36 protein-coding genes are annotated in these 22,918 nt (G+C 70.9%); 30 read left to right on the plus strand and 6 right to left on the minus strand.

All coding sequences use genetic code 11. The annotated features are described in order from the left end of the window. The 14 genes from IG90_RS39995 to IG90_RS0132710 form a co-directional block, all read left to right on the plus strand. A partial coding sequence (locus tag IG90_RS39995) for a helix-turn-helix domain-containing protein (RefSeq protein ID WP_033894855.1) occupies nucleotides 1-385 on the plus strand: 385 nt, incomplete at its 5' end. Between the two features lie 765 nt (nucleotides 386-1,150). Then, on the plus strand, nucleotides 1,151-1,426 hold the full coding sequence (locus IG90_RS0132645; RefSeq protein WP_030592834.1) for a hypothetical protein: 276 nt from the start codon (nucleotides 1,151-1,153) through the stop codon (nucleotides 1,424-1,426). A gap of 232 nt (nucleotides 1,427-1,658) precedes the next feature. Further along, on the plus strand, nucleotides 1,659-2,327 hold the full coding sequence (locus IG90_RS0132650; protein WP_051860349.1) for a hypothetical protein: 669 nt from the start codon (nucleotides 1,659-1,661) through the stop codon (nucleotides 2,325-2,327). A gap of 124 nt (nucleotides 2,328-2,451) precedes the next feature. Further along, complete coding sequence (locus IG90_RS0132655) at nucleotides 2,452-3,246, plus strand: hypothetical protein (protein WP_051860350.1); 795 nt, start codon at nucleotides 2,452-2,454, stop codon at nucleotides 3,244-3,246. A gap of 173 nt (nucleotides 3,247-3,419) precedes the next feature. Next, entirely contained in the window at nucleotides 3,420-4,019 is a 600-nt protein-coding gene (locus tag IG90_RS0132660; RefSeq protein ID WP_051860351.1) for a hypothetical protein, read from the plus strand. A 109-nt stretch (nucleotides 4,020-4,128) separates the two neighbouring features. After that, on the plus strand, nucleotides 4,129-4,512 hold the full coding sequence (locus IG90_RS0132665) for a hypothetical protein (protein ID WP_030592844.1): 384 nt from the start codon (nucleotides 4,129-4,131) through the stop codon (nucleotides 4,510-4,512). Continuing rightward, entirely contained in the window at nucleotides 4,509-5,189 is a 681-nt protein-coding gene (locus tag IG90_RS0132670; RefSeq protein ID WP_030592847.1) for a hypothetical protein, read from the plus strand. The genes IG90_RS0132665 and IG90_RS0132670 overlap by 4 nt, the downstream gene beginning before the upstream one ends. Nucleotides 5,190-5,375: 186 nt before the next feature. Continuing rightward, on the plus strand, nucleotides 5,376-5,843 hold the full coding sequence (locus IG90_RS0132675) for an RRQRL motif-containing zinc-binding protein (RefSeq protein ID WP_030592850.1): 468 nt from the start codon (nucleotides 5,376-5,378) through the stop codon (nucleotides 5,841-5,843). A 30-nt stretch (nucleotides 5,844-5,873) separates the two neighbouring features. Then, nucleotides 5,874-6,368: a hypothetical protein gene (locus tag IG90_RS0132680; RefSeq protein ID WP_051860352.1), complete on the plus strand. Its 495-nt coding sequence runs from the start codon at nucleotides 5,874-5,876 to the stop codon at nucleotides 6,366-6,368. Between the two features lie 324 nt (nucleotides 6,369-6,692). Further along, nucleotides 6,693-7,202 carry a hypothetical protein gene (locus IG90_RS0132690; RefSeq protein WP_030592859.1) on the plus strand — a complete coding sequence of 170 codons (510 nt, stop codon included), beginning with the start codon at nucleotides 6,693-6,695 and terminating at the stop codon, nucleotides 7,200-7,202. Next, nucleotides 7,199-7,540 (plus strand): hypothetical protein, encoded by a 342-nt coding sequence (locus IG90_RS0132695; RefSeq protein ID WP_030592862.1) that lies wholly within the window; start codon nucleotides 7,199-7,201, stop codon nucleotides 7,538-7,540. The genes IG90_RS0132690 and IG90_RS0132695 overlap by 4 nt, the downstream gene beginning before the upstream one ends. Beyond that, on the plus strand, nucleotides 7,537-8,499 hold the full coding sequence (locus tag IG90_RS0132700; RefSeq protein WP_030592865.1) for an ATP-binding protein: 963 nt from the start codon (nucleotides 7,537-7,539) through the stop codon (nucleotides 8,497-8,499). The genes IG90_RS0132695 and IG90_RS0132700 overlap by 4 nt, the downstream gene beginning before the upstream one ends. Next, nucleotides 8,496-8,753 (plus strand): hypothetical protein, encoded by a 258-nt coding sequence (locus IG90_RS0132705; RefSeq protein ID WP_030592868.1) that lies wholly within the window; start codon nucleotides 8,496-8,498, stop codon nucleotides 8,751-8,753. Before IG90_RS0132700 ends, IG90_RS0132705 begins: the two co-directional genes overlap by 4 nt. Nucleotides 8,754-8,806: 53 nt before the next feature. Continuing rightward, nucleotides 8,807-9,589: a hypothetical protein gene (locus tag IG90_RS0132710; RefSeq protein WP_030592871.1), complete on the plus strand. Its 783-nt coding sequence runs from the start codon at nucleotides 8,807-8,809 to the stop codon at nucleotides 9,587-9,589. Nucleotides 9,590-9,659: 70 nt separating this feature from the next. On the opposite strand, the gene IG90_RS0132715 is transcribed toward IG90_RS0132710, so the two are convergent. Next, on the minus strand, nucleotides 9,660-10,025 hold the full coding sequence (locus IG90_RS0132715; protein WP_030592874.1) for a hypothetical protein: 366 nt from the start codon (nucleotides 10,023-10,025) through the stop codon (nucleotides 9,660-9,662). Nucleotides 10,026-10,033: 8 nt separating this feature from the next. Here IG90_RS0132715 and IG90_RS0132720 point away from each other — a divergent pair, with 8 nt between their 5' ends. The 14 genes from IG90_RS0132720 (at nucleotide 10,034) to IG90_RS0132785 (ending at nucleotide 16,266) form a co-directional block, all read left to right on the plus strand. Beyond that, nucleotides 10,034-10,360 (plus strand): DUF4097 family beta strand repeat-containing protein, encoded by a 327-nt coding sequence (locus IG90_RS0132720; RefSeq protein ID WP_030592879.1) that lies wholly within the window; start codon nucleotides 10,034-10,036, stop codon nucleotides 10,358-10,360. 119 nt (nucleotides 10,361-10,479) lie between these two features. After that, nucleotides 10,480-10,722, plus strand: a complete 243-nt coding sequence (locus IG90_RS0132725) for a hypothetical protein (protein WP_030592882.1) — start codon at nucleotides 10,480-10,482, stop codon at nucleotides 10,720-10,722. A 156-nt stretch (nucleotides 10,723-10,878) separates the two neighbouring features. Further along, nucleotides 10,879-11,163, plus strand: coding sequence for a hypothetical protein (locus tag IG90_RS0132730; RefSeq protein WP_030592885.1), 285 nt, complete (start codon nucleotides 10,879-10,881; stop codon nucleotides 11,161-11,163). Nucleotides 11,164-11,251: 88 nt separating this feature from the next. Then, nucleotides 11,252-11,929, plus strand: a complete 678-nt coding sequence (locus tag IG90_RS0132735; RefSeq protein WP_030592888.1) for a GGDEF domain-containing protein — start codon at nucleotides 11,252-11,254, stop codon at nucleotides 11,927-11,929. Then, a complete protein-coding gene (locus IG90_RS0132740; protein ID WP_030592890.1) occupies nucleotides 11,926-12,366 on the plus strand; it encodes an ASCH domain-containing protein in 441 nt (146 codons plus the stop codon). The genes IG90_RS0132735 and IG90_RS0132740 overlap by 4 nt, the downstream gene beginning before the upstream one ends. Then, a complete protein-coding gene (locus tag IG90_RS0132745; protein WP_030592892.1) occupies nucleotides 12,363-12,641 on the plus strand; it encodes a hypothetical protein in 279 nt (92 codons plus the stop codon). The genes IG90_RS0132740 and IG90_RS0132745 overlap by 4 nt, the downstream gene beginning before the upstream one ends. 22 nt (nucleotides 12,642-12,663) lie before the next feature. Further along, entirely contained in the window at nucleotides 12,664-12,870 is a 207-nt protein-coding gene (locus IG90_RS0132750) for a hypothetical protein (RefSeq protein WP_030592894.1), read from the plus strand. Further along, nucleotides 12,870-13,352 (plus strand): hypothetical protein, encoded by a 483-nt coding sequence (locus IG90_RS0132755; protein WP_051860353.1) that lies wholly within the window; start codon nucleotides 12,870-12,872, stop codon nucleotides 13,350-13,352. The genes IG90_RS0132750 and IG90_RS0132755 overlap by 1 nt, the downstream gene beginning before the upstream one ends. Next, entirely contained in the window at nucleotides 13,349-13,528 is a 180-nt protein-coding gene (locus tag IG90_RS0132760) for a hypothetical protein (protein WP_030592899.1), read from the plus strand. Before IG90_RS0132755 ends, IG90_RS0132760 begins: the two co-directional genes overlap by 4 nt. Before the next feature lie 22 nt (nucleotides 13,529-13,550). Next, a complete protein-coding gene (locus tag IG90_RS0132765; RefSeq protein WP_030592903.1) occupies nucleotides 13,551-13,976 on the plus strand; it encodes an NUDIX domain-containing protein in 426 nt (141 codons plus the stop codon). Nucleotides 13,977-14,064: 88 nt separating this feature from the next. After that, entirely contained in the window at nucleotides 14,065-14,502 is a 438-nt protein-coding gene (locus IG90_RS0132770; protein WP_106973008.1) for a RapZ C-terminal domain-containing protein, read from the plus strand. After that, a complete protein-coding gene (locus tag IG90_RS0132775; RefSeq protein WP_030592909.1) occupies nucleotides 14,499-15,182 on the plus strand; it encodes a hypothetical protein in 684 nt (227 codons plus the stop codon). The genes IG90_RS0132770 and IG90_RS0132775 overlap by 4 nt, the downstream gene beginning before the upstream one ends. Then, a complete protein-coding gene (locus IG90_RS0132780) occupies nucleotides 15,179-15,706 on the plus strand; it encodes a hypothetical protein (RefSeq protein WP_030592911.1) in 528 nt (175 codons plus the stop codon). Before IG90_RS0132775 ends, IG90_RS0132780 begins: the two co-directional genes overlap by 4 nt. A gap of 143 nt (nucleotides 15,707-15,849) precedes the next feature. Then, nucleotides 15,850-16,266 (plus strand): hypothetical protein, encoded by a 417-nt coding sequence (locus IG90_RS0132785; protein WP_030592914.1) that lies wholly within the window; start codon nucleotides 15,850-15,852, stop codon nucleotides 16,264-16,266. Nucleotides 16,267-16,563: 297 nt separating this feature from the next. Here IG90_RS0132785 and IG90_RS0132790 read toward each other — a convergent pair whose 3' ends face one another. The 3 genes from IG90_RS0132790 to IG90_RS44490 all read right to left on the minus strand — a co-directional run bounded on the left by IG90_RS0132790 (nucleotide 16,564) and on the right by IG90_RS44490 (nucleotide 19,403). Further along, entirely contained in the window at nucleotides 16,564-17,640 is a 1,077-nt protein-coding gene (locus IG90_RS0132790) for a ParB/RepB/Spo0J family partition protein (RefSeq protein WP_030592917.1), read from the minus strand. Continuing rightward, nucleotides 17,637-18,785, minus strand: a complete 1,149-nt coding sequence (locus IG90_RS0132795; protein ID WP_030592920.1) for a ParA family protein — start codon at nucleotides 18,783-18,785, stop codon at nucleotides 17,637-17,639. The genes IG90_RS0132790 and IG90_RS0132795 overlap by 4 nt, the downstream gene beginning before the upstream one ends. A gap of 108 nt (nucleotides 18,786-18,893) precedes the next feature. Further along, a complete protein-coding gene (locus IG90_RS44490) occupies nucleotides 18,894-19,403 on the minus strand; it encodes a hypothetical protein (RefSeq protein ID WP_030592923.1) in 510 nt (169 codons plus the stop codon). Nucleotides 19,404-19,779: 376 nt separating this feature from the next. On the opposite strand from IG90_RS44490, the gene ku reads away from it, so the two are divergent. Both ku and ligD read left to right on the plus strand, forming a co-directional pair. After that, nucleotides 19,780-20,742, plus strand: a complete 963-nt coding sequence (gene ku, locus IG90_RS0132805; RefSeq protein ID WP_030592926.1) for a non-homologous end joining protein Ku — start codon at nucleotides 19,780-19,782, stop codon at nucleotides 20,740-20,742. A gap of 15 nt (nucleotides 20,743-20,757) precedes the next feature. Then, on the plus strand, nucleotides 20,758-21,720 hold the full coding sequence (ligD, locus tag IG90_RS0132810; protein WP_033894856.1) for a non-homologous end-joining DNA ligase: 963 nt from the start codon (nucleotides 20,758-20,760) through the stop codon (nucleotides 21,718-21,720). Between the two features lie 70 nt (nucleotides 21,721-21,790). On the opposite strand, the gene IG90_RS0132815 is transcribed toward ligD, so the two are convergent. Continuing rightward, a complete protein-coding gene (locus tag IG90_RS0132815; protein ID WP_030592932.1) occupies nucleotides 21,791-22,141 on the minus strand; it encodes a hypothetical protein in 351 nt (116 codons plus the stop codon). Nucleotides 22,142-22,278: 137 nt separating this feature from the next. Then, nucleotides 22,279-22,584, minus strand: coding sequence for a hypothetical protein (locus IG90_RS0132820; protein ID WP_030592935.1), 306 nt, complete (start codon nucleotides 22,582-22,584; stop codon nucleotides 22,279-22,281). Nucleotides 22,585-22,918: the final 334 nt, after the last annotated feature.

The following is a 22,918-nucleotide window of genomic DNA, read 5'->3' on the forward strand; positions in this document are numbered from 1 at the left end:
GCGCAACGCCGGGGAGCGCTACACCTACGACCCCGACCGGTTCGACGACACCCCGGCCGCGCCCGCCGCGCCGCCGGTGAGCACCAGGAAGAAGGCCACGGTGCCCGCGCAGGCAACCGCGCAGGCGTCGGAGCCGGTGCCCGTCGCCGTCGAACCGGCAAAGCCGGGCCTGTCGGCGACCGGGAAGAAGGTCGTGGCGTTCCTCCAGCAGCACGGCAAGCCGGTCTCCCCGGCGATCATCGCCAAGAGCTTGGGGATGCCCGGCCCGCAGGTACGCACCGCGCTCAAGCGGATGAAGGACGACCCGACCATCCCGGTCGTCAACGTCGGCCACGGGGCGTGGGTTCACGAGGACCACGCCGCCGACTACATGGCCGCCGCCTAACCCCGCCCGCCCCACACCACGGTGAAGGCCGGCCCCGTACACACGGGGGCCGGCCTTCGCCGTGACCCCCCAACCCACCCTGGAGCCCCGCGTGAACACCGAGCAGCACCTGGTCGGCCAGGCGGCCGCCCACCCCACCCGCACCCCGGCCGTTCCCACCGCGATCTGGCAGCCCGCCGCGCCGGCCACCGCCCCGGCACCGGCTCTGACGCTCTACCAGGTGCCGGTGCCCGGCGCCGTCCAGGTCCAGTTGCCCGACGGCCGTATCGCCTGGGGCCGCCCGGTCGACCACCACCTGGACCCCGTGCCCGCCCAGGCCGCCCCGACCGAGGCGATGCCAGGCTGGGCCAAGGCGGTCTCCCTCATCGCCGGAAGCCTCACCGTCATGGCCCTGGGCAGCGCCACCGCGCTCCGGATCGCCGCCCCCGCCCTCGGAGGACTCGTGGACCTGCTCGACATGCTGTGGAAGGTCGCCCTGACCCTCGCGGTCATCCTTTTCGGCCTCTGCCTCACCGGCCGGTTCCTCTTCGCCGCCGCGCGCCGTACGGACACCGCCACCCCGGCCGACCAGCAGCAGCCGATGGTGTTCGCCCCGCAGATCGACACCGGCGGCACCCGGGTGTTCGGCCGCAGCGGCGACGTCAACATCCAGTTCGGCGACCGCAACCGGCCCCCGCCCCACATCGTCCCCGCACCACGGGGCCCGGGGCGGAGACCGGGCAGGCCGCCCGGCCCACCACCACCTGCCACGAAGGAGTTCATCCCTTGCCCCCCACCAGTCCTGCGGAGATCCGGTACTGCGAGCACGCCGCCCGCGTCATCCGCATCGAAGCGCCCGCCATCACCGAGCTCCTCGCCGCGATGGCCCACCTCGACAAAGCCCTCGCCGCCGACCCCGACCACACCACCAGCCACTACACCCCGCAGAACCGGCAGCACCTCGTCCCCGACTGGATCCACGGCAACGCCGACCAGATCCGCGCCCGGCTGGACGCCCTCACCAGCCGCTACCCCCGCCCCGACACCCCGCCCGCCTCCTGACCCGTCCGCACACCCTCACCGCACCGTCCGATCACCAATCCCCCTCGAAGGAGAGCAGTCGCTTTGGCGAAAGCCGCACCCAAGGTCATAGGCGTTCTGACCGCGCCCGCCCCGCCCACCTGGTGGGGCGCCAACCGCCCGCCTCCACCGACGCCGCGTCCCGCGAGGAGCAGCCGAGACCGGCCCACACCGCACCCGACACCCGCCCCACCACCCCGGAAGGCACCCGCCCATGAAGACGTCCACCCTCGCGGTCCTCGGCTGGCTCCGGGACCGCGCCGACGACATCAGCAGCGCGTTCACGCTCGGCTGGTCGCACACCGCCCTGTGGCTCAAGGCCGCCGCGGTCATCGGCGGCCTCGCCACGGCGGCCCTCTTGCTCGGCTGGGCCGGCGGCCTGGGCCTCCAGGCGGCCCACGCCCTGCCCTGGCCGACGCAGAAGGTTGCCGATCCCACCGGGCTGCTCGCCACGGTCGACCAGCCCGTACGGGACTACCTGAACACCCATACCGCGCAGCTGCCCGTCACCGCGACCACCGCTTACGCCCTGTGGCAGGCCATCGGGGTGCTCGCCCTGGTCCTCGGCTTCTTCCGCTCCAGCGGCGGCCGGATCCTCTGGCTCCTGTGGGGCGCCTTCACCGTCGCCGCGGTCTTCACCGCCACCCCGGCCCCGGGCCGGGAAGTTGCCGCCGCCATCGCCGCATTGGGCTGGGCCGGACTGAGCCTGCTCGCGCTGCGCGGGATCAGCCTCTCCCCGACCGCCCTCATCCACGTCCACGTGCCTGCCCCGCAGGCCCCGCCCGCACCGCAGATCCACGCCACCATCCACGTCCCCCACCAGGCCCCCGCACCGCCCGCCCTCAAGCCGTTCGACCCCCAGCAGCCCCCCTCCCTCAACTAACTCCGGTCGCTCCGCCTGGCCCTCGCCCACCCCACCCCGGGGCCGGGCGAGAGCCGGACAGGCCGACCGGCCTGAGCCCCACACCGAGAACCACCCCACGAACTGACCCGAGCTGGAGGAACCCATGGCACGCACCCGGCCCGTCGTCCACTACATGGCGACCCGCCCCGACGGCACCGTCCCGCCCACCGACGTGTACCTCGCCCGCTACTACCGCGACCAGGGCGAGACGATCCCGACCGTGAACCTCGCCGACCACATCGGCGAGACCATCGACCACCCCAGCCCCGGCCGGAAGTGGTACACCGACAAGCCGTTCGGCTACTTCCACATGTACTCCCGGCCCGGCGAGATCCTGGAGCGCATCGAGGACGGCTGGCCGGTGCGGTTGTTCGTCGTGGAGCCACTCGGTGAGACCGGCAACTGGGGCGGCGACTTCTACCCGTACTGGCTGATGTCCCAGCAGATCCGCGTCGTCAGGGAAGCCGAGGCGTGGCGTGCGTTCGGGCACCGCGGCTTACAGGTCCTGGCGGGTCTCGCCAAGCTGCCCGACCTGGGCCGGCAGTGGGCCGCGGAGTGGGCCGCCGACCCCGAGGGCACGCGCCGCATGTACGAGGCGTGGCAGAAGCGGGTGGACCGCACCCGGGCACTGACCTCCTGGGCGTCCTGCCGGGCCCAGTACTCCCGGCGCGAGGCCGGCCTCCAGGCAGCTGACCAGCTCGCCGGGGACGCCGCCGCGCAGGCCGCGACCGCAGCCGGTGCCGAGCCGGACACCGTCGCCATGATCCGGCTGCGGGCCCGCTGCCTGATCGCCGGACAGCTGATGTTCGACCGGATCCGCGCTGACGAGTACGAACAGTCGATCCGCGGCCTGCTGCTCGGTGACGGACTCGGCACCCCGGCCTCCATCCCTGCCTGACCTCCGCTCACCCCTGCCCGGCCCTCGCTCACCCCCGCCCGGGGGCTTGGGCAAGGGCCGGGCAGGCCACCCGGTCACCGCTACACCCCACGCCCCGTCCGTCGCTTCCCGCGCCGGCGGGGCGCAGCACTGCCCGCACACCCTCACCCGCCCGAACACGAAGGAGCCCAGCCGTGGCACTCATCGACCTGTTCACCCGCAGGCCCGCCGCACCCGCAGCACCGGCGGAAGACCCCGCGCCGAGGGCGTGGCCGGAGATCGGCGAGACGTGGAAGCCCGAAGGTCTGCCCGTCGCCGAGCGGTACTACAACCAGGCCCATGCCGTTGTTCTCGTCGCCAGCACCGGACAGGACCCCTACGGCACCACCTACTACCTGGTCGCCTGCCTGGGGTGTCACTTCCTGAGCACCCGCACCAAGTACCTCGACTCGCACATCCGCTACTCGCTGGGAAAGGCCGCGGAGACCGCCAACGCTCACGCGGGCACCTGCCGGGCGCTGCCCCGCGAGCTCCCGGCCCGCCCCGAGGAGAGCGCGGCCCGCCACCTTCTGTACTCCTGGGTGCTCGCCATGCCGCGCCGCCGGGACCCGCACCAGTACACCGACATTGACCTCAGCGACTTCGACTCCGGCCGCCTCGAGCTCCAGCGCACCAACGAGTGGATCCAGACCGAGCTGACCGCGCTCACGATCGAGCAGAGCGACCTCCTGACCGCCCGGCCCGACGAGCACACCGGCACCGTCCGTTTCCGGATCCTGCCCCAGCCGCACTGACCGGCCGCCCGCCGTACGAACCGCGGACACCGTCCGCACCGTGCCACCCCGCCCCGCCGACGCTCTTCCGTCGGCGGGGCGCCCCTCTGCCCGCCTTTCCGGAGGTCCCGTGTCCGTCCGACGCACCCTCAAGCAGGCCCTGGCCGCCCTCGCCTCTCCCGGCTGGTCCCGCGCCCACACCGACCCCGAGCAGCTGCACCAGGTGCTCGCCGAGCAGACTGCGGCCGCCAACCGTGCGGCTGCCCACCACGCCACCGGCGCCGCCCAGCTGAACGTCGACGAGCTGCACGTCCAGCCCGGCCTCCTGGAGGTCCGCCGCAGCGTCCTGACCGACGTCCACTACCTGGAGGGCCTGCTGATCGGCGCCCGCCACCGGAGCCTGGACACCGAGCTCATCGAGCGCCTGGCCGCCGCCGTCGACACCGGCCACGAACTGACTGTGCTCCTCGCCGACGCCACCCGCACCACCATCACCGCCCCGAGGACGTCATGAGTGCGACCGACCGCGAGGCGATGGTCCGCTACGACCAGCTGGTCACCCGCGTGTACGAGGAGCGGCGCATGCCGGCCGGAACCCGCGACCTGGTCCTCGCGCTCGGCTGGGCAACCCTCCGCGATCCCCGCCGCCACCACCCCGAGGAAGGCGTCTGGGCACGCACCCGCGACATCCTCAACGCCGACGACCAGCGCATGTGGCAGCTCCTCGCCGACGACGTGCCCCGCTACGAACACGACTGGCACGCCGAGCCCCGTGGCTGCCAGGCCCCCATGGTCCGCGCGGACCGGCTGTGCGGGCGCAGCACCGTCACCGGGTTCTGCGAGTTCGACCCGCACACCGGGTGGGCACGGTTCTGGGGGTTCTGCGGCAGACCACGGTGCCGCGCCTACGGCGAGCCGATCGCCGAACGGGCCCACCACAGCGCCACCAAGCGCCCCGAACCGATCCCGAACACCGGCGGCCTCCTCCCCCTGTTCTTCACCTGGAACTGGGAGGCCAGGTACGCCAAGGCCATGAACGTCATCAAGCGCAACCCCTCGTGGAAACCGCCCTCGTACGGCCTGTCAGCAGACGAGTGGCCCCCCATCCCGGGCAACGCCCCGGTCAAGGCATTCCCCAAGCTGCGCCTGGTCGTCTCCGACGGCCGCCCCCTTACCCCGACACCCCGCTGACCCCCGCACTCCAAACCCAGCTGCGCCCGACCGGAACACATCCGGCCGGGCGCAGCTGCTTCTCCCTGGAGGTTCCTTCGTGCTCATTCCCCGCCCGCGCCGCCGGATCGGCCGGCCCCGCCCGCAGCGCCCCGGCCCCCGCTACCCGCTGCCCCAGCGCCGCCTCCCCGGTACCTGGAACCGGTGATGCCGCGCACCCGCCGCAAGCGCCCTCGCAAAGTGGCGCGGGTGCCGCGCAGCGACGCGGCCCTGCCCGAGTTTGATCGTGGCGCCGTACCCGAGGGACTTGTCACCCGGCGTGCTCTTCGGGAGATGGGACTGAGCCCCGGCGACAACGAGGGCCCGGTCGCGATCCTGCGCTGCCGACTGTGCGCGACCCGGCCGACCTGGTCGTGCCGCCATCCGACCCGGGGCTTCCTCCTCCGGGTCGACCTGGCCCGCCCCAAGCGCGTCCCGACGCTGGCTCAGGAGCTCGCGCTGGACCGTGCGATGGCCGCCAGGAGCACCTGCTCCCGGTGCTCGCGCCGGTACTACTACTGCCTCCCCTTACGCACCGTGGGCTGCTGCGACCCCTGCGCCCGCGGATACGAGCCCACTCCCGGCACCTACGTCCTCACCACCACCACGCCGGTCACGCACCGGCTGGCCGCCTGAACACCCGCCTTGAGAAGGAGCGATCACACGATGACCGAGACCCTCATCCCGCCCGTCACCGGCTCCCCGCTGGCCGTTCTCTTCGACATCGTCGCCACCACCGCCCGCCTCACCCTGGAGGAAGAGCGGGACGGGGCGGAGACCGCGGCCGCCGACCACGTCTACGCCGCCTACCCCGACACCCTGGGCCGGGTAGTGGACCACGACGCGTGGACCGGCTACCCCGCCCTGCGCAACCACACCCTCCAGCCCAGCGCCGTGGCTCACCTCGGTGGCGGGCTGTGGCTGCACCACACCATCACCGCCGACGCCGACTACCGCGACGTCCTCACCCTCCTCGTGCCCTGCACCTGCCGCTACGGCTACGTCCCCTCGCTCCTCGAGGACGAGAACGACCTCCAGGAGCTCCTGGAGGAACTGCGCCCCACCGGCGGCCACGCCGTCCACCGCGGCGACACCGGCGGCCCGTACTGCGCCAGCACCCCGGCGGACTCGAGCAGCTGCGCACACCAGCCCGCTTGCTGATGGCGGCTGTACGCCGACCGGCACCGCATCCACCTCACGCCCGTCGCCCGCCGCTCCTGCCCCGACTGCCGGGGCGCGGGCGGCTGGTGGACCGGCGGTCCGTTCCCGGAGATGGAGGCGTGCGGCTGCTGGTCCGAGCGGCGCGAGCTCCGCATCCGGCTCCTGCCCGTCCCGGACCCGCCCGACGAGCCGCCGTTCTGAAACGACTTCCGCCCCGGCCGCACAGGCCGGGGCGGGAGCCGCACACGGGGCCGACCGCAGCATCGGCAAAGAGCCGGCCGCCCCGCTCCCATCACCCGAATCTGAGATCAGGAGAGACCCAGCATGACGCATCGCCCCGCCACCTTCGCCGCCCTGCTCGGACTGGCCCGCGCCGCCAGCGCCATCGGAGATTTTTGGATGCAGGACGATTTCTGCGCCCGCGTGAAGGGCGCCTCGGATGACCACCCGGTCACCTACGAGGACCCGGCCACGAAGGAGAAGACGACCCACGGCACGGCCGATGGCCGCAAGGCGTGCCTGACTCACTGCCTGACCTATACGGCCACGCAGGCGATCGTGGCCGGGGCCGGGGCTCGCGCGCTCGGCATCCGGGTCCACCCGGCCGCTGCCGCGGCCGCGCTCGCCCTCTCGTTCGGAACCCATTACGCCGCGGACCGCAGGGTTCCCGGCAAGGGACTACTGGAGAAGATCGCTACCAAGACCGGCAAGGGCGGCTTCTACCAGCTGGCCTCGCACGGAATCAACGGGGCGTTCCAGCTCGACTCCGCATGGCACCACGGCTGGGAAACGGCCGCCGCGCTGATCGCCACCACCAAGGCCACCACACGGTGACCGGCCGCACGCGCATCGACCGCGTCCGTGCCTCGGCTGGGATCGCCAAGCTCGCCCTCCAGCAGATCGAGGACGACCTCACCGGTGAGATCGGCGCCCAGGAGCTCGCCCAGGTCCTGCGCGAGCTCCACCACGAGGACCACCGCCAGGACGGCGTCTTCGGCTTCCTCGCGCAGCTGCTCACCGCCGCCGGGCAGGCCGCCGGACGGATCGAGCCGGACCGCGACGGCGAGATGTCCTGCCCGCTCCACGAAGCTGCCGCGCTCATCACCGAGAACGCCGGCCTGCAGACCTACTACGCCACCCGTGCTCTTGATCCGCAGGGAGAATCCGCATGAAGACCTTCCGCCTGGAAAACGCACTGCCCCTCGACACGACGATCCCGGAGCCCTCGTTGGTCTGCCTGATCGGCGCGGCCGGTTCGGGCAAGAGCACGTGGGCTGCCACCTGGCCCGCCACCCAGGTCCTGGAGCTCGACAGGTTCAGGGCTCTGGTCAGTGACGATCCGGGTTGCCAGGAGTCGACCGGCGACGCGGTGTTCGCGCTCCAGACCGTCCTGGAGGCCCGGCTCGCCCGTCGCAAGATGACGGTCATCGACGCGACGAATACCGAGAAACTCGTACGGGCCGACCTGATCGCGACCGCCCGACGCCACGGCGTGCCCACGGTCGCACTGGTCGTCCCGACCCCGCTCTCCGTGTGCGTGGAGCGTCAGGAAGGCCGGCCCGCGAACCGGCGCGTGCCCGAGCCGGTCGTCCGGGCGCAGCACGCCGCCATGGTCGACGCGTTCCCCGGTCTGCCCGGCGAGGGGTTCGACCACGTCGTCGTCGCGGAGAACCTCTACCGACTCCAAGCGCTGCTCCAGCCGCTCAGCGATGCCCGGCGTGCGGACCTCGGCTGGGACGACAGCGAGGGCCTGGGCGACCTGCTGCTGGTCCGCCGGTACTTCGGCTCCGAGATCCTGCCGGTGTGGCGCTGGCGCGACGGCTCGCAGCTCGCCGGCGGCGACCGCGTCGCGGAGATCCGGCTCGGAGCGGACCGCATCGTCCTGGCCCAGCGCAACGACGTCGACGGCGCGGGCGACGTCGGCTTCGAGGTCCTCGTGGGCTGCGCGGCCGACGACGAGTGCGAGGGCCAGGCGTGGGCCCCGGCCTACAACGTCACCGACCTCCTGCGCGCGCTGACCGGCGAGCTGATGAACGACCCCGACGTGCGCTGCACCATCCACGGCCACCACGGCGACGACGACCAGGACGACGACCTCGAGGCGCAGGCCCGGCAGGCGATCAGCGAATGACGACCAACGCTCCCGCGTGCGGCTGGGACCAGGCCGTCTTCCGGTGCGGGCGGTGCGGTTCGGTGCACGCCACTACCGAGGACGACTACCTCAAGGCCGTCGACGCCCACGGCGACGCCCACGCGGTGTGGGACCGGCTCAACCCCACCGAGCGCGACGGCCTCGCCTCGATCCTGCGCACGATCCTGGCCGCACCCGGACTCGCCGTGGAGCTCCTGGCCCTCGCCGACCGGCAGCAGGCGGACAGCCAGTGACCTGCACCGCACACCCTCCCCGCAGCAACCGACACCTCTCCCTGGAGGACCGCATGGCACGCAAGCCCAAGCCCGTCACCTGGTACATCGCCACCCCCGCCGACGGCGTCATCGAGAAGTCCCGCGCGGCGGGAACTTCGGTGAACCTCGCCGCGTCCGTCGGCGAGGTCGTCGACCACCCCCGGCCCTGCACCAACCTGTGGTTCGACGAGAGCGAGTTCTCGTACTTCCGCATGGTCAAGCGCGTCGGCGAGGCGCTGGAGGACACCGGCATCTGGCCCGTCACCTGGCCCGTGCGGCTGTGGATCGTTCAGCCGCTCGGGGAGACCGGCAACTGGAGCCAGCGTCACTACCCTTACCGGCTGCTCTCCCACCAGATCCGCGTCCTCGAGGAGACCGACGCCCACCGCGCGCTCGGTCCCGCCGGCCGCGCCGTCCTGAACGTCGTCCAGCAGGAGATCCCCGAGCGGGCCGCGCGCTGGGCTGCGGACTGGGACGCCGACCCCGAGGGCATGCGCGACCGGAAGTGGAACTGGGAACAGTGCGCCAGCCGCACCCGCGGCAGCGGCCGGTGGGCGGATTCCCTGGCCATGGCGGTCTCGCGCAACCACCGCGAGTCGGCCGCCCAGACCTGGATCGAGCACCTCGCCCGGAACACCGTCGACCAGGCGCTCGCCGACACCGACGCCAGCATGATGGCCCGCTGCTACGCCTACGGCCGTGCCACCGGCTGCGCGGTCGCCGCTCAGCACCAGGCCCGCTTCGAGCCGTACGTCCTGGACGCGTTGCGCGGCGTCGGCCTCGACTCCCCCGCTGCCCCGGCCGTGGCCGCCTGACCTGCACGAACAAAAAAGGCATCCTCAAAAGATGCCAAACGCTTGAAACGTATCCTTCGAGGATGCATTATCAGTTGTGCGGGGGCCGCCCGGCCCCCGCACTCTCCGACCAAGGAGCAGCCTTGAGCAGCGAGAAGATCCACGTCATGACCACAGATGGAGCCGTCGAGCTGGACCTCTCGGTCTCGGGCGGCACGGTCAACGTCACCGTCGACCCCAAGGCCGTCCACGGCCGGATCCGCGTACACACCTCCGACACCGAGGGCCCCGTCGCCGACGCGGTGAACGACACGAAGATCACCGAGCGCGGCAACGAGCTCACCGTCTCCGTCCCGGACGACGAGGTCGGCGGGATCAGCGGCACCAACGTGGTGCAGGTCAACGGCTCCAGGTACAGCTTCAACAGCGTCGTGAACACCGGGACCATGACCGGCATGACGATCAGTGGAGACCATCCGCTTCGACGCCCGCAACGGCTCGCTCCAGGCGGGCGGCGTCAAGGTCCTGGAGGCCGAGACCCACAACGGCTCCGTCCTGGTCGACACCGTCGAGACGGAGCTGGAGGCGTCCACGCACAACGGCTCCATCACCATCGGCGCCTACAACGGCCGCCGCGGCTCCGCCCGCACCCACAACGGCGACGTGACCATCAGCGCCACCCCGGCCGCCTCCGGCCGCCTCGCCGCCCGCACCCACAACGGCAACATCCGGGTGCGCGGGGCCGGCCACCTGGACCTCAAGACGTCCACCCACAACGGCCGCATCTGGTAGCTCCGCCCCGGGGCGGCCGCCAGGTCGCCAAACTCACCGGCCGCCCCGGGCCTCCCATCCCGCTCCAAACGGAGCGGGGGGCAGAGACATCGTCCCTCGTATCCCACCTGGAGCAAGCCATGTCCCCCCGACCCGATGAGCAGGCCCGCACCGAACTGCGGGACCTGGTCGCCCAGGCCAGCCAGCGCCGCGACGAAGAGCACGAGCGCGTCGAGACCGAGTTCTGGCAGTCGATCGACGTCCTGCAAGGCCGCTACCACGGCGCTCAGCAGGACATCGCCGACGCCCTGGACGTCAAGCGCAACCAGATCCTCCGGCAGACCAAGCGCTACCGGTCCGCCGACCAGCCCGCCAACGACTGAACCTCCAGGAGCCGTTCCGGCCCCGCCCTGCCGGGCCGGGGCGGCTCCACCGTCTGCGCCCCACGGCGACCTGACGGGCTTCCCCGCCGCCCTGCCCCCGAGGACAGGACGGCGCGGTGGCCCCTCACACACCAGGCACGGAAGGAGATGGGCGTCATGCCGAACCACAGGTTCTTCGAGGTAGACGTCCCGATACACAACGCCGCCAACCCGGCCCTGCGGGGGCTGCACGTCTTCACCGGCGAGGCGGACTCCCCCACCACGGCCCTGCGCCGCGCCCACGAGGTGTACGACGCCGCGCTCGCCGCGCACACGGCCGGACTCGAGATCCCCGACAAGCAGCCGGACAGCTGGGGAGCGCGCGGACTGCGGCCCGGCTGGGCGATGGAGTGGCCCGCCGCGAAGGCCGGCCCCTGGCGCAACCCCGCCAGCACGCTGTAGCTCCGCCCCGGGACGGCCGCCAAGGCCGGAAAACCAGTCGACCGCCCCGGGTCACCCATCCCGTACGAGACGAGAGGGAGATCCAAGTATGGACCCCATCACGCGCGTTGCGACCCCGATCGGACAGCGCGCCCTCCTCATCACCACCCTCGCGGTCCCGCTCACCGGCTGGACCATCCACGCGCTCACGCTCCACCGGCGCCTCGCGGCTGAACGCCGTGACCCGCTCACCGGAGCCCAGCGCCGTGCCGCGTTCGAGCGCCGTGCCCAGCGCCTGCTCGCCCGCCACCGGCAGAACTCCCTGCTCTGCATGATCGACCTCGACAACTTCAAGGGACTGAACGACACCCACGGACACGCGGCGGGCGACGCTGTGCTCGCTGTGACCGGTGAGCGCCTGGCCCGGTGGGCCGGACCGCAGGGAGTCGTCGGCCGCCTGGGCGGAGACGAGTTCGCCGTCGCGACCCGCGTGGACCCCCAGGCCGGGATGGAGCAGCGCCTGAGGGAACTGATGGGCGCCCTGCGCGAGCCCGTGCCCACAAAGGCCGGTCCGCTCACCGTCGCCGCGTCGGTCGGCACCGCCGTCCCCGACTACCTCGGCATCCACGCCCTGCCCACCCTGCTGCGCGGCGCCGATGTCTCGATGTACCGCACCAAGCACTCCGGCCAGTACGGCTGGGCGGAGATCGAGGACCTCCAGGCACCGACCGTCAACGGCCGCCGCGCCGGGCGCCCCGGCACCGCTCTGCTGGAGCGTGCCGCGTGACGACCGAACTGGAAGGCGGCGACTGGATCCGCGGCATCACGGTCCGTCAGCCCTGGGCGGCCTGCATCCTCGCGGGCAAGAGCCCGGAGAACAGGCCGCGCCCCTGGAGCTGGCGAGGCTGGGTTCTTCTCCACGCCGGGAAGGCCAAGCCGGAGCCCGCCGTGCTGCGCGAACCGCTGGTCGCCCGCACGATCCGTAACCGGGAGCTGACCACCGGGGCCGTGATCGGCCTCGCCCGCCTGGTCGACTGCCACCAGGACCCCAACGGCTCCCCGCCCTGCACGCCGTGGGCACAGGCCGGGGCCTGGCACCTGGTCCTCAGGGACGTCCAGGAGCTGCCGCTGCCCGTCCCCGCCGGCGGACAGCTCGGACCCTGGAAGCCGACACCGGACCTGGTGAAGCAGGCGCTCCAGCAGCTGCCCGACTTCCGGCCGTGACCCGCAAGCGAGACAAGAAGCCGCCGTTCGAGCCGGGTCTCATCCCGGCTCCCGGTGGCCTCCTCGACTGGCGCGACAGCCAGCACTACGACCACTGGCAGATGCGCCCCTGCGCGCTGTGCGAGCAGCCCACACCGCTGCGCTCCCACTCCGGGGAGCCCTCACACAAGAGCTGCGCCGAAAGCTGGATCGCCGCGAACCCCACCGAGGCCCGCCTCGGTCGGTTCGCCTCCGACACCCAGCCCAAGAGCCGGCGCGACGACCACCACGCCTGACCCACTCCGCCCGGAGGCTCCCATGAGCAGCACTCCGCAGGACGACATCGACCCCACCCTCGCCTACCCCGAGCCGCCCGCGTCCCCGCTCTGGCACCGCCAGGGCCCCAAGCCCCGGCCGATCACCCCGGAGCAGCAGCGCCGCAACCGCGAACTCCTGCTCCACGCGCAGCACACCCCCCGACCCCGCTCCCCCCGGACCACCAAGACCCTGGCGGAGGCCAGCTGATGGAGACCGCACACTGCACCGTCGACGGCTGGGTCGACGCCATCCCCGCCCCCGGCCCGCACGGCACCGCGACGTTCGACCTGACCGTCCGTCCCCTCGACGCGGACGCCCTCCCCGAGGACGCCCCCGACACCGTCGTCTCCTGCACCGCCAAGGACGCCGGAATCGTCCACGAGCTGCTGAACGGCGTACAGCCCAGCGACCTGCTGCGCGTCACCGGCACCCTGACCCAGCCCCGGACGCCTGGCGAGCCCGCCCAGCTCACCGTGCACGTCCTCGAGGTCCTCGCCACCGCCCTGGTCCCGGCCCTGCGCGAGATGGTGCTCGACAGGTTCGGCGACTACGTAGTCATCTTCGACGCCGACACCGACGCCGTGCCCGTCTTCACCGCGCGCGGGAAGTGGGTCGGCCTCGCGGACAACCCTGACGCCATCGCCACCCTGATCGGCATCCATGAGCGCGTGACCGGCGGCGACGCGTGACGACGACCAGCGCTCCCACCCGCACGGTCCTGGGACAGTTCCCCGCCGGCCACCCCCGCGGCTCCTGGCCCGCCGACGAATACGCCGCCGCCCAGCGCGACCAGGGCCGTGACGCCCACGTCGTGATGGACCTTGCCACCGACCAGTTCCTCGTGGTCACCGACACCACCCACTGACCCACCTACCCGAGAGGCGAACATGACCGAGACCGAGCCCGAGACCATCCGCTACACCGCCGACGTGGTCGTCCTGACCCCCGGCGGCGACACCCTGCTGATCGAGCGCGACTGGCCGCCGTACGAGGACGACTGGGCCATCGCCGGTGGTCACGTCGACGTCGGAGAGACGAGCCGTGAGGCCGCCGTCCGCGAACTGGCCGAAGAAGCCGGGATCCACGTGAGCGCTGGCGACCTGCGTCAGATCGGCGTCTGGGATCAGCCCGACCGTGACCCGCGCGGCCGGTACGTCACCGTCGCGTACGTGGCCACCGTCCCCGCCGACACTCCGATCGTCGCCGGGGACGACGCCCGCACCGCCCGCTGGTGGCCCCTGAAGAACCTGCCGGAGCGGCTGGCGTTCGACCACGCCGACATCCTCAGCGCAGCCGTGACCCTCACCCCCTGAAGACACCGGAGCGCCGCACCCGACCTTCCCGGCCGGGCGCGGCGCTCCGCCGTTCCCGCCCTTTCACCAGCAACCCGGAGGCACCTTCATGGAACCCATCCACCTGATCTCGTTCGGCTACCTGCACCTGCCCACCGGCCCGGACGGCCAGCCCGTCCCGCCCGCCGCCGACCGGATCGAAGACGTCCGCAACCGGCTCCGCGACCCGGCCGCCGCCCGCGACATCCTCGACCTCGACGGCTTCCACCCCCGCGTCCAGGACGTCGTCCTCAACACCCTCGGCGCCCGCGAACTGCTCGCCAACCTCGCCGACTACGCCGACCTGCCCGCCGGACCCCGCCGCATCGCCATCGGGTGCGCAGGAGGCCGCCACAGGGCATGCGGCCTCACCGAAATCCTCGCCCGCGAACTCCGTGACCGCGGCCGCCAGGTCGAAATCGAGCACCTCCACGCCCATCTGCCGCGCGTCCTCAAGACGCCCGCCGACACCCGCACCGCCCACCCCGAGCAGGAGACCACCCGATGATCCGTCGCATGTTCAGCCGCTGCGTCACCACATCCCGCGCCGTCGCCCCCGAGGACCAGGCCGTCGTCGACGGATTCCGCGCGATGCTCGCCGCCGTCCGCAACCCGCAGCCCTGGACGCCCGACCTCGCCCAGGACATCGCCGTGAGGGTCGGGACGTTCATCGAGCGCGCGCACCCCCGCCCCGGCGACGATCAGGGCACCGAGACGATCGCCGTCTCCCTGGTCCACCCCGACACCCCGCACGCCGCGGCCTACCTCCACGGCCACCAGCTCGGCTACAACGCCAAGGGCTGGCTGCGCTGCGAGACGACCGCGATCCTCGGAACCTGGCAGCCGGCCTACGCGATGCTCACCCACGCCGCCGCCAACCTGCCCCTGCCCGAAGACGTCGGCATGGACCCCGCCCACTACGGCGTCCACGTCGAAGCCCGCCGCGCCGACGGCACCGGCTACACGCTGCTGCGCCTCGGGCCGTACTTCCAGACCTGGGTCGCCTCCCACGACGCCGACCAACTCAACACCGAGCTCGCGGGCCAGGCGGCCACCGTCCTCCCCGGCTTCACGGTCACCGTGAAGGACACGCTGTTCGACGTCAGCGACCACGACAGCTACACCGACCCGTACCTCACCGACATCACCAAGCTCCTGGCCGACGCAGTCGAAGGAGCGACCGCATGACCACGACCCTGTACGAGATCGAGACCAACACGAGCGACGACGGCAACACCCACCCCGCCGAATGCATCTGGACCCCCGGCGAGGAAGCAGCGGAGACCGGCTTCGTCATACACCGCGGCCTGCGCATCGCCGGGATCGACGACGCCACCGACGACCACCTTTACCCGGTCGGCTTCCTGGTCCTTGGGCATCACCGGTGGGCTGATGCCATCGAGGGCGCAGCCGCGTACATGGCCCGAGTCCACGGCTGGCGGAACCTCCACCTCTACCCGGGCGACGACCCCTCGGAGCTCATCCCCCGCATCCCACGCGCCGTCCAGACATGGGGCGTCTTCTTACGGCACCCGCACCCGGACCACAGCTGCGGATGCGAGTGGGACGACACCTGGCGCATGGTCTGGGCACCCGCCACCGAACCCGGCGCCGTCCCGATCACCGCCCTACGTCACCCCGCCGCCCTGGCGACCGCCGCAGGCGTCCCCAGCCCCGACGAAGACGGCGCGTCGGCGACCTGGGCGGCCTGACACTGGCTGAACACCACGAAGGCCCGGCCTCCCGCATCAAGCGGAGAGGCCGGGCCTTTTTGTGTTTATTGCCCTCCCGGCGAGTCGGGAAGGCAAGGCCAGCGAAGGGGGCCTTTGCTGGCTTCGTGGACTCAAGGAACCTGATGGACTACAAGGACGAACTCGCTGATCTGATGCGTGAGCGGTTCGGCCCGAAGAAGGACCGTGAGCAGCCCGTGCGCTACACGGCTGCGGTCTACATGACGACTGCTATGGCCGGACTCCTCACGGAAGACGACTTCGGGGCCTTCCTGCAAGCAGCGCTCCAGGCTGAGCGCAGAAGCGAAATCAGGGGGCCTTACTGGGCCTTCACCCGGAACTACGTCGACCACCTCGCTCGCGAACTACACATCAAGTTCGGAGAACTCGACGCGGCCGACGGCCGCCTCGAGGCGTGGCACATCATGCTCGCCCTGTACGGAATCCTGTCGCCGGGCCTGCATGGCTCATTCATCAGCTGCGCGTCCGACGCTTGGCGGAACATCAACCACGGCACTTACCGGCAGCCAGCCGCGGTGTAGCGGCGTGGCGCAGCCGCTGACACCGAAGGCCCCGCCCGGCCTGCTCCGGGTGCTTGGGTTCGAGAGGCTTCGCTATTTGTACGTAGCTCGACGTGTCCACGAGGGGCGCCACCCCGCCCCCGAAGACCGCCGACCTTCCCAACCCCGACGAAGGCGCCCCCGCGACCTGGGCGGCCCTGACACCTGGCTGAACGCCACAGGCCCGCACCCTCAAGGATTGGGGGTGCGGGCCTTCCGTGTTTCAGTGCCGACAGCGGACAGGCGCACAGCTGACTGCTGTCGACCTCAAGCTCGTGGCTAGACCGAGGCCGATGCCCGCTCTGAGCTGTCACTGTCGCCGAGCTTGTCCAAGAGGAGCTCCGCGACCGCCGCCAGGTCCGCTGGTGCAAGGAAAGCGACCAGCGCATCCACCACCTCAGTAGGCGATGAGGCCGAAGCGAGCACCAGCCCTGGTGAGGTGTTGATCCCCGGGGTATTAACGGCGTTAACGGTTCCACGGGGCGCATCTCCATCGGCGTCCGCGCTCGCTTGGGTATTAACGGCGTTAACGGTTGCAGGGAGGAGCCCCCCCTCTGGAGTCGCGTGCTCCTGAGTATTAACGGCGTTAACGGTTGCCCCGCTGCCGACCTGTGAACGTTGCCCGCGCTGACGAGGCGTCTTAGGCGCCTCGATGACCTTCCTCGCTTCGGCGGCCTGCTCCGTCTTCGGCATCCTGCCGATGCGACGAGCAGGTTCGACCCTCAGCTCCCCGGACTCGACCTTCTGCTGCAAGTCCGGCGTGAGCTCCAGGAGGGCGAGGCGCTGAGACACCCAAGCAGGTGTTTTGCCGAGGCGCTTGGCGACCTTCCCTTGCGAGCCGTGGACGCCCACCAACTCCTGCAAGGCGTTGGCCTGATCAAGTGGAGCGACGTCCACGCGGTGCACGTTGGCGATCAGTGCGGATTCGAGGATGTCCGCCGCGGTTGTGGCCAGCGCGTCGTTGACGTCGATCCGCAGCTCATCGAGGCCCGCTGCGATAGCAGCGGCGAGTCGGCGGTTGCCGTCGATGACCACGTACTCGGCCTCGCCAAGCACATCTTCCTGACCAGGATGAGCCAAGAGGAAGGCTGCCCGGCGCACCACGGTGACGGGCTGGATCTGGCCGCGCTCCCGGAGCGACGCGGCGGTCTCCTCAATCTCGGTGAGCTCTTCCCGAGGGTTGAACGGGTTGTGCGCGAGCTCCTTGAGAGCCACGGCGGCCGGGGGCCGTTTTCCCTCGCCGTTGATGATCTGTTGCCGGGTCCGTACCCGCCGGGGGGCGGGCCTCCCGGCGTCCTTGCCGTCATCTTCGAGGCTGAAGCCCCGGGTGACCCGGGCCGGCTTGTCAGTGCTCATACCGCCAGTTCCTTTGCCAGATCGCGCATCGCCTGGGCGTGCTCGCTGTCCGGGGCGTACTCCAGCAAGGGGATCTCCCCATCAGCTGCCTCGCGCCCTTCCTTCAGATCGCCGATGACCGCCAGCACAGCGGGGGAGGTGCTGAGCTCCCACTGGTCCTTGTTCGCCTTCACCAGCTTTCCGCGCCGACTGTCGTAGGCGTTGACGACCAGACCCAGGTAGTCGACCTGGATGCGGCCCTTGCGGCACAGGTCGTCCTTCTGCGACTGGAGGAGCCGGAACGCGCGGTGGCTGGCCTTGTTCGCCCATACCGGCGTGATGACCCCTGACCGGTCGGCGAGCTCGCCGTCACGCCGGCGCACGTAGTACAGGGCGGTGTCCATGTTCAGACCGAGGCTGGGCGGCCCGTCGATGATGATGACGTCGTAGTCCGCTTCCAGAGGCTCCAGTGCACGCTCCAGCGCGGCCTCGCTGAAGGACACCTTCGACAAGGCCACATCCCGCAGAAACGCGTCGTCGGACGCGGGCAGAAGATGCAGACGCTCACCGAAGCGCTCGTGGTCCAGCGCGACCAAGAGCTCGCCGATGTGCCCCTTGGCCGTACCGTCCATGTGCATCAGAAGCGTCTCGACGTCGTCCTCATACATGACGTCCTCGAAGCCCAGCTCGGCCGTGAGGTGCCCCTGCGGGTCGTAGTCGACGATCAGGACCCGGTGGCCGGCCTCGGCCAGAGCCTGGGCCATGCCACTGGAGATGAAGGTCTTGCCTACTCCACCCTTCTGATTCGCCACTATCACCCGCACCACGGGCTGAGACACCAATGGCGCGGAGGGGGAGGGGTGGTTGTCGAGCCAGAGGGTGAGGGCTTGCGCCAGACCCTGGATGTAAGTGACCCCCCGATCCGAACAGGCGGCCTTGAACTTGTCCGGTTCGCCGACCGGGAGGAAGGTGCCCCAGGTCTTCGCCCCGTCCGTATTGGCCTCGGGCAAGTTCTCTGCCGAGTACCAGGCGTTGATCGCGTGCTCGGCCGCGTCCTGGATATCCATACCGTGCTCGAAGGCCCGGATCTTCAAATGCCTGCGCAGTTTGGGAGTGAGAGCAGTGATTAGCTTTTCTCGCTCGCCTCTGGGACTAGGGATGCTCATGCCGCCGAACATTACTAGGTGTCGGCTTGCGTCAACCGCAACCAGCAGCCCTCGCCCCCCGTGTCAGCAGGTCGGCTCCCCGCTCCTCGGGACAGCGCACTCAGCGATCTAGCGACCGACGAACTGCCACGTAGTTTCACGCTGGCCCTCGTTGACCGGCCTGCCCATGAGCCCTGCCAAGAGGTCGAGTGCCTCCTTCGTTACGTAGCGATCAGGATCGGACGTCTGCAGGTGACGACGGAGCAAGTCCTCATCAAGCCCCTGTTCCTGTAGGTGGCCAGCCAGGGCTCCCACCAGAAGGACGTTGTAGGCAAGGGCGTCCGTGAGCGCATACAGCACGAGGCGGTGCCAATCCTTGGGATGGTCGCCGTACTGCTGAGCCACCCGGACTGCGTCATCGAGATGACGACGGCCCCACCGTGTGAAGTCCTGGACGACGGCGACCAGCTCAGCCGGCACGGCATCGGAGGCTTCTGCGGCGTCTGACAGCCGTGCCGCCCTTCGGGCCTGCGGTGCGGGAGGGAGGGTGTTACGGATCTCCTGCAGAGCTGCCCGGCGGTTGAGCCCGGACAGATCCTGCTTCCGGCGGGCTGCGTTCTTACGCGCGTGCGATGCCATGGTGCGTCCTTCTGCAGCTGCCCATGACTGTGCGGACCGTGGATGGCCACGAACGGGTCTGCTGCGATGACGCGGTGCGCCTAGGGCCTACCAGTCCTCCGGTCATGGGCCGGACGAACACTCAGCCGGGCACCGTCGCGGCAGCGGAAGGCGGCACCGGCGACTTCAACGAACGGAACGTCTCGCGGTTACGCGCACAGTGATCGGACGCAGGGAATCCGCTCGCTCCAGATGCGGAGAGACCCCCGGAGCGCGAGGATCGACGTACGGGCAGCGGCCCGGCCGCGCCAGGCCCTTCCCGGGACCGGTTCTCCCTTCGGCGTTGCAACGGTCCGCTTCCCGGCCGCCCAGCCCGCCGGGGGGTGTGGAGGTCAGCATGCCGAGGCCCTTGTGGACCGGTGCCATTTCCTTTGGCCTGGTCACGATCCCGGTGAAGGTCGTCTCCGCGACCCAGGACCACTCGATCCACTTCCGGCAGGTCCACCTCGAGGACATGGGCCGGGTGAGGACGAAGAAGGTCTGCGAGCTGGACGGCGAGGCACTGTCGCAGGACGAGATCGGCAAGGGCTACGAGCTGTCGAAGGAGCAGTCTGTCCCGATCACGGACGACGAGCTCGATGAGATGCCGCTGCCCACAGCGAAGGCCATCGAGATCGTGGCGTTCGTCGACGCGGACAGCATCGACCCGATCCGGATCAGCGACTCCTACTACCTCGCGACCGACGGCCAGGTCGCCGCCAAGCCCTACGTCCTCCTGCGCCGGGCACTGGAACGCTCCGACAAAGTCGCCGTGGCGAAGTTCGCCTGGCACAACCGCGAACGCCTCGGCCTCCTACGGGTACGGGAAGGCGCGATCGTGCTGCACTCGATGCGCTGGCCGGACGAGATCCGCAGCCCCGAGTCCCTGGCCCCCCGCAAGGTGGAACTGGACGAAGACGAGATCGAGCGGGCGGTACAGCTGACCGACACCATGGCCCTGGACAGCATCACCGGATTCCGCGACACCTACCGGGACGCCCTGGAGGAGCTGCTCACGGCGAAGTCGGAGGGCAAGGAGCTCCCGGAGCCGGCCGAGGGCGGGGAGCGGGAGCAGGGACAGGTCCTGGACCTGATGGCCGCGCTGAACGCGTCGGTCGCGGCAGCGAAGGAGAGCCGCGGCGAAGACAAGGGAGAGGAAGCCACGGTCCACACGATGCGCCCCTCCAAGAAGGCCGCCGCGAAGAAGACGGCCTCCCCGAAGAAGACCACCGACCGGAAGAGCGGCGCGAGGAAGACGGCCGCGGCGAAGAAGACACCCGCTGGGAGCAAGCGCACGGTGAGGAAGCGGAGCGCCTCCTGACCGGGGACCCCTCTCGTGCCCTCTCTGCCTCGCATCGCGCCGATGCTCGCGACGCCCGGCAAGCTGCCTCCGGCGTCGGTGGACGACGCGTACGCGTACGAGGTGAAGCAGGACGGGCAAAGGTGCGTTGTTTACCTTCCCGGCGACGGAACGGTCGTGCTGCGCTCCCGGTCCGGCGCCGACATCACCCCTGCTTACCCCGAGCTCGCCGGGCTGGGGACAGCGCTGGGGTCCCGGCCCGCGGTATTGGACGGGGAGATCGTCGCCCTGGACGGCGAGGGGCGCAGCGACTTCGAACGGCTGCAGTCCCGGATGGGGTTGGCCGGCTCCCCGGCCAGGGCGGCCCGCATGGCCACGAAGATCCCCGCCCACCTGATGCTGTTCGACGTCGCCTTCCTCGACACCCACGATCTGACCCGCTCCCCGTACTCCGAGCGCCGCGCCGTCCTGGAGGCCCTGGGCTTGGCCGGGGCCGCGTGGTCGACCCCGGCGGCGGTCGTCGGCCACGGGCAGCAGGCACTGAAGATGACCGCCGCCGCCGGCCTGGAAGGTCTCGTCGCCAAGCGCCTCACCTCGCTCTACGAGCCGGGTGTCCGCTCCCGGGCGTGGATCAAGATCCGGCATGTGCGGACCGAGGACATCATCGTCGGCGGCTGGCTGCCCGGCCATGGCCGGCTCACCTCCCTGCCCGGCGCCCTCCTCATGGGCCAACCCGACCCCAGCGGGCAGCTCCGCTACGTGGGCAGCGTCGGTACCGGCTGGAGCGATGCCGAACGCACCACCCTCGCGACCCTCCTCCACGATGCGGCGTCCGATACTTGTCCGTTCACCGAGCGACCCGCAGCGTCCGGGGCCCGATGGGTGGCGCCTCGATTGGTCGGGGAGGTCCGCTACGCGGCCCGCACCAAAGCCGGGCGCCTGCGCCACCCCTCCTGGCACCGCCTACGCCCTGACCTGGCCCCCGACGACCTTGGCTGAACTCGAGGACGTCTCGGGCAGAGCGGTTTCGACTGCGTCGAGGTGCGGACGGTGTGGGCGCTAACGAAGATCAGGCCGCCTCGGTGTCCGGAGCCTCGTGCTGGTGCTTCAGCCGCATCCGCGCATCGACGACCTTGCCCTGCTCCACCTGCTCCCAGAACGGATGCGTCGACACGGTGATGCTCAGCTCCAGCAGCTCGGCCCTGAACCGTGCCACCTCTGCGTGCTGCTCCTCGGTGTAGCCGGGGCTGCCGGGTTTCGAGGACCGGAAGCCGGAGTGCAGCTGCTTCTCGGCCTCCCAGCCGGGCAAGGGCTCTGCCGACCACGGCAGAGCACGGGCGTACTCCTCGTACGCCGCGCGGGTCTGGTGAAGGGCGAGCTGGGCGTCGCGGAGGTCCTGGGGGAAGTCGTACGTGGCCACACTTGAATAGTACGACTGTTCGAATTCGGGAAGCGAGGTCACGCGCCGAGAACCATGGGCACCTCACCTGAACGGGCGCGATATACAGGCGCCCGGCTGCGCGAAGTGCGGAGAGCGCCGATCCCTTCCCGAGCTGTTCAGGGGCCGGTGAGGATGTCGTGGGTGCCGATGCGGCGCCAGATCACGTGCGGTGTGTTGGGGCGGAGCGCCGGACCGTACTGCCAAGTCGCGCGGCCTGCCGGGCCGGTGCCCATGGACCAGGTGAGCTCGTAGATGCCGGATGCGCGCTGAACGCGCTCGACGCGGAGGCCGGCGCGGAATCGCCCTCCGGAGCGCAGGTCCTCGACGAAGGCCGCCACGGTCCGGCGGAAGCGATAGCGCTGTTCTGGGGTGAGGCGGTCCAGATCGGTGGTGAAGCGGGGCAGGGCTTCGTAGGTCGGCACGTCGGTCCTCCAGGCAGCACGAAGCCCCCGGCGTTGCCGGGGGCGGTGGGTGTCTTGCTCGGGTGTGGAGTCGGTGGTGACGAGTGCGGGGTGAGACGTCCTTGGTCGTCATCCGGGGGAGCGGTACGTGAAGGTGCGCTGGATACCGCTGGAGTCGGTTACCTGGCGTTCTTGAGGCGTGTGAGGTGGGTGGGACTGGCTGTCGCGCAGCATTTGCCTGGCCCAAAGCGGTGTTCGCCTGGCGGGCAGGGCGTTGCCGCAGATGCCCGTCCGGCGGGATCGGCGGTGAAGTTCCGGTGAACCCTCCCGCCTCACGGGATCGGGCTTTTCTCGC

This window comes from Streptomyces anulatus, from assembly GCF_000721175.1.
Classification (GTDB): domain Bacteria; phylum Actinomycetota; class Actinomycetes; order Streptomycetales; family Streptomycetaceae; genus Streptomyces; species Streptomyces anulatus_C.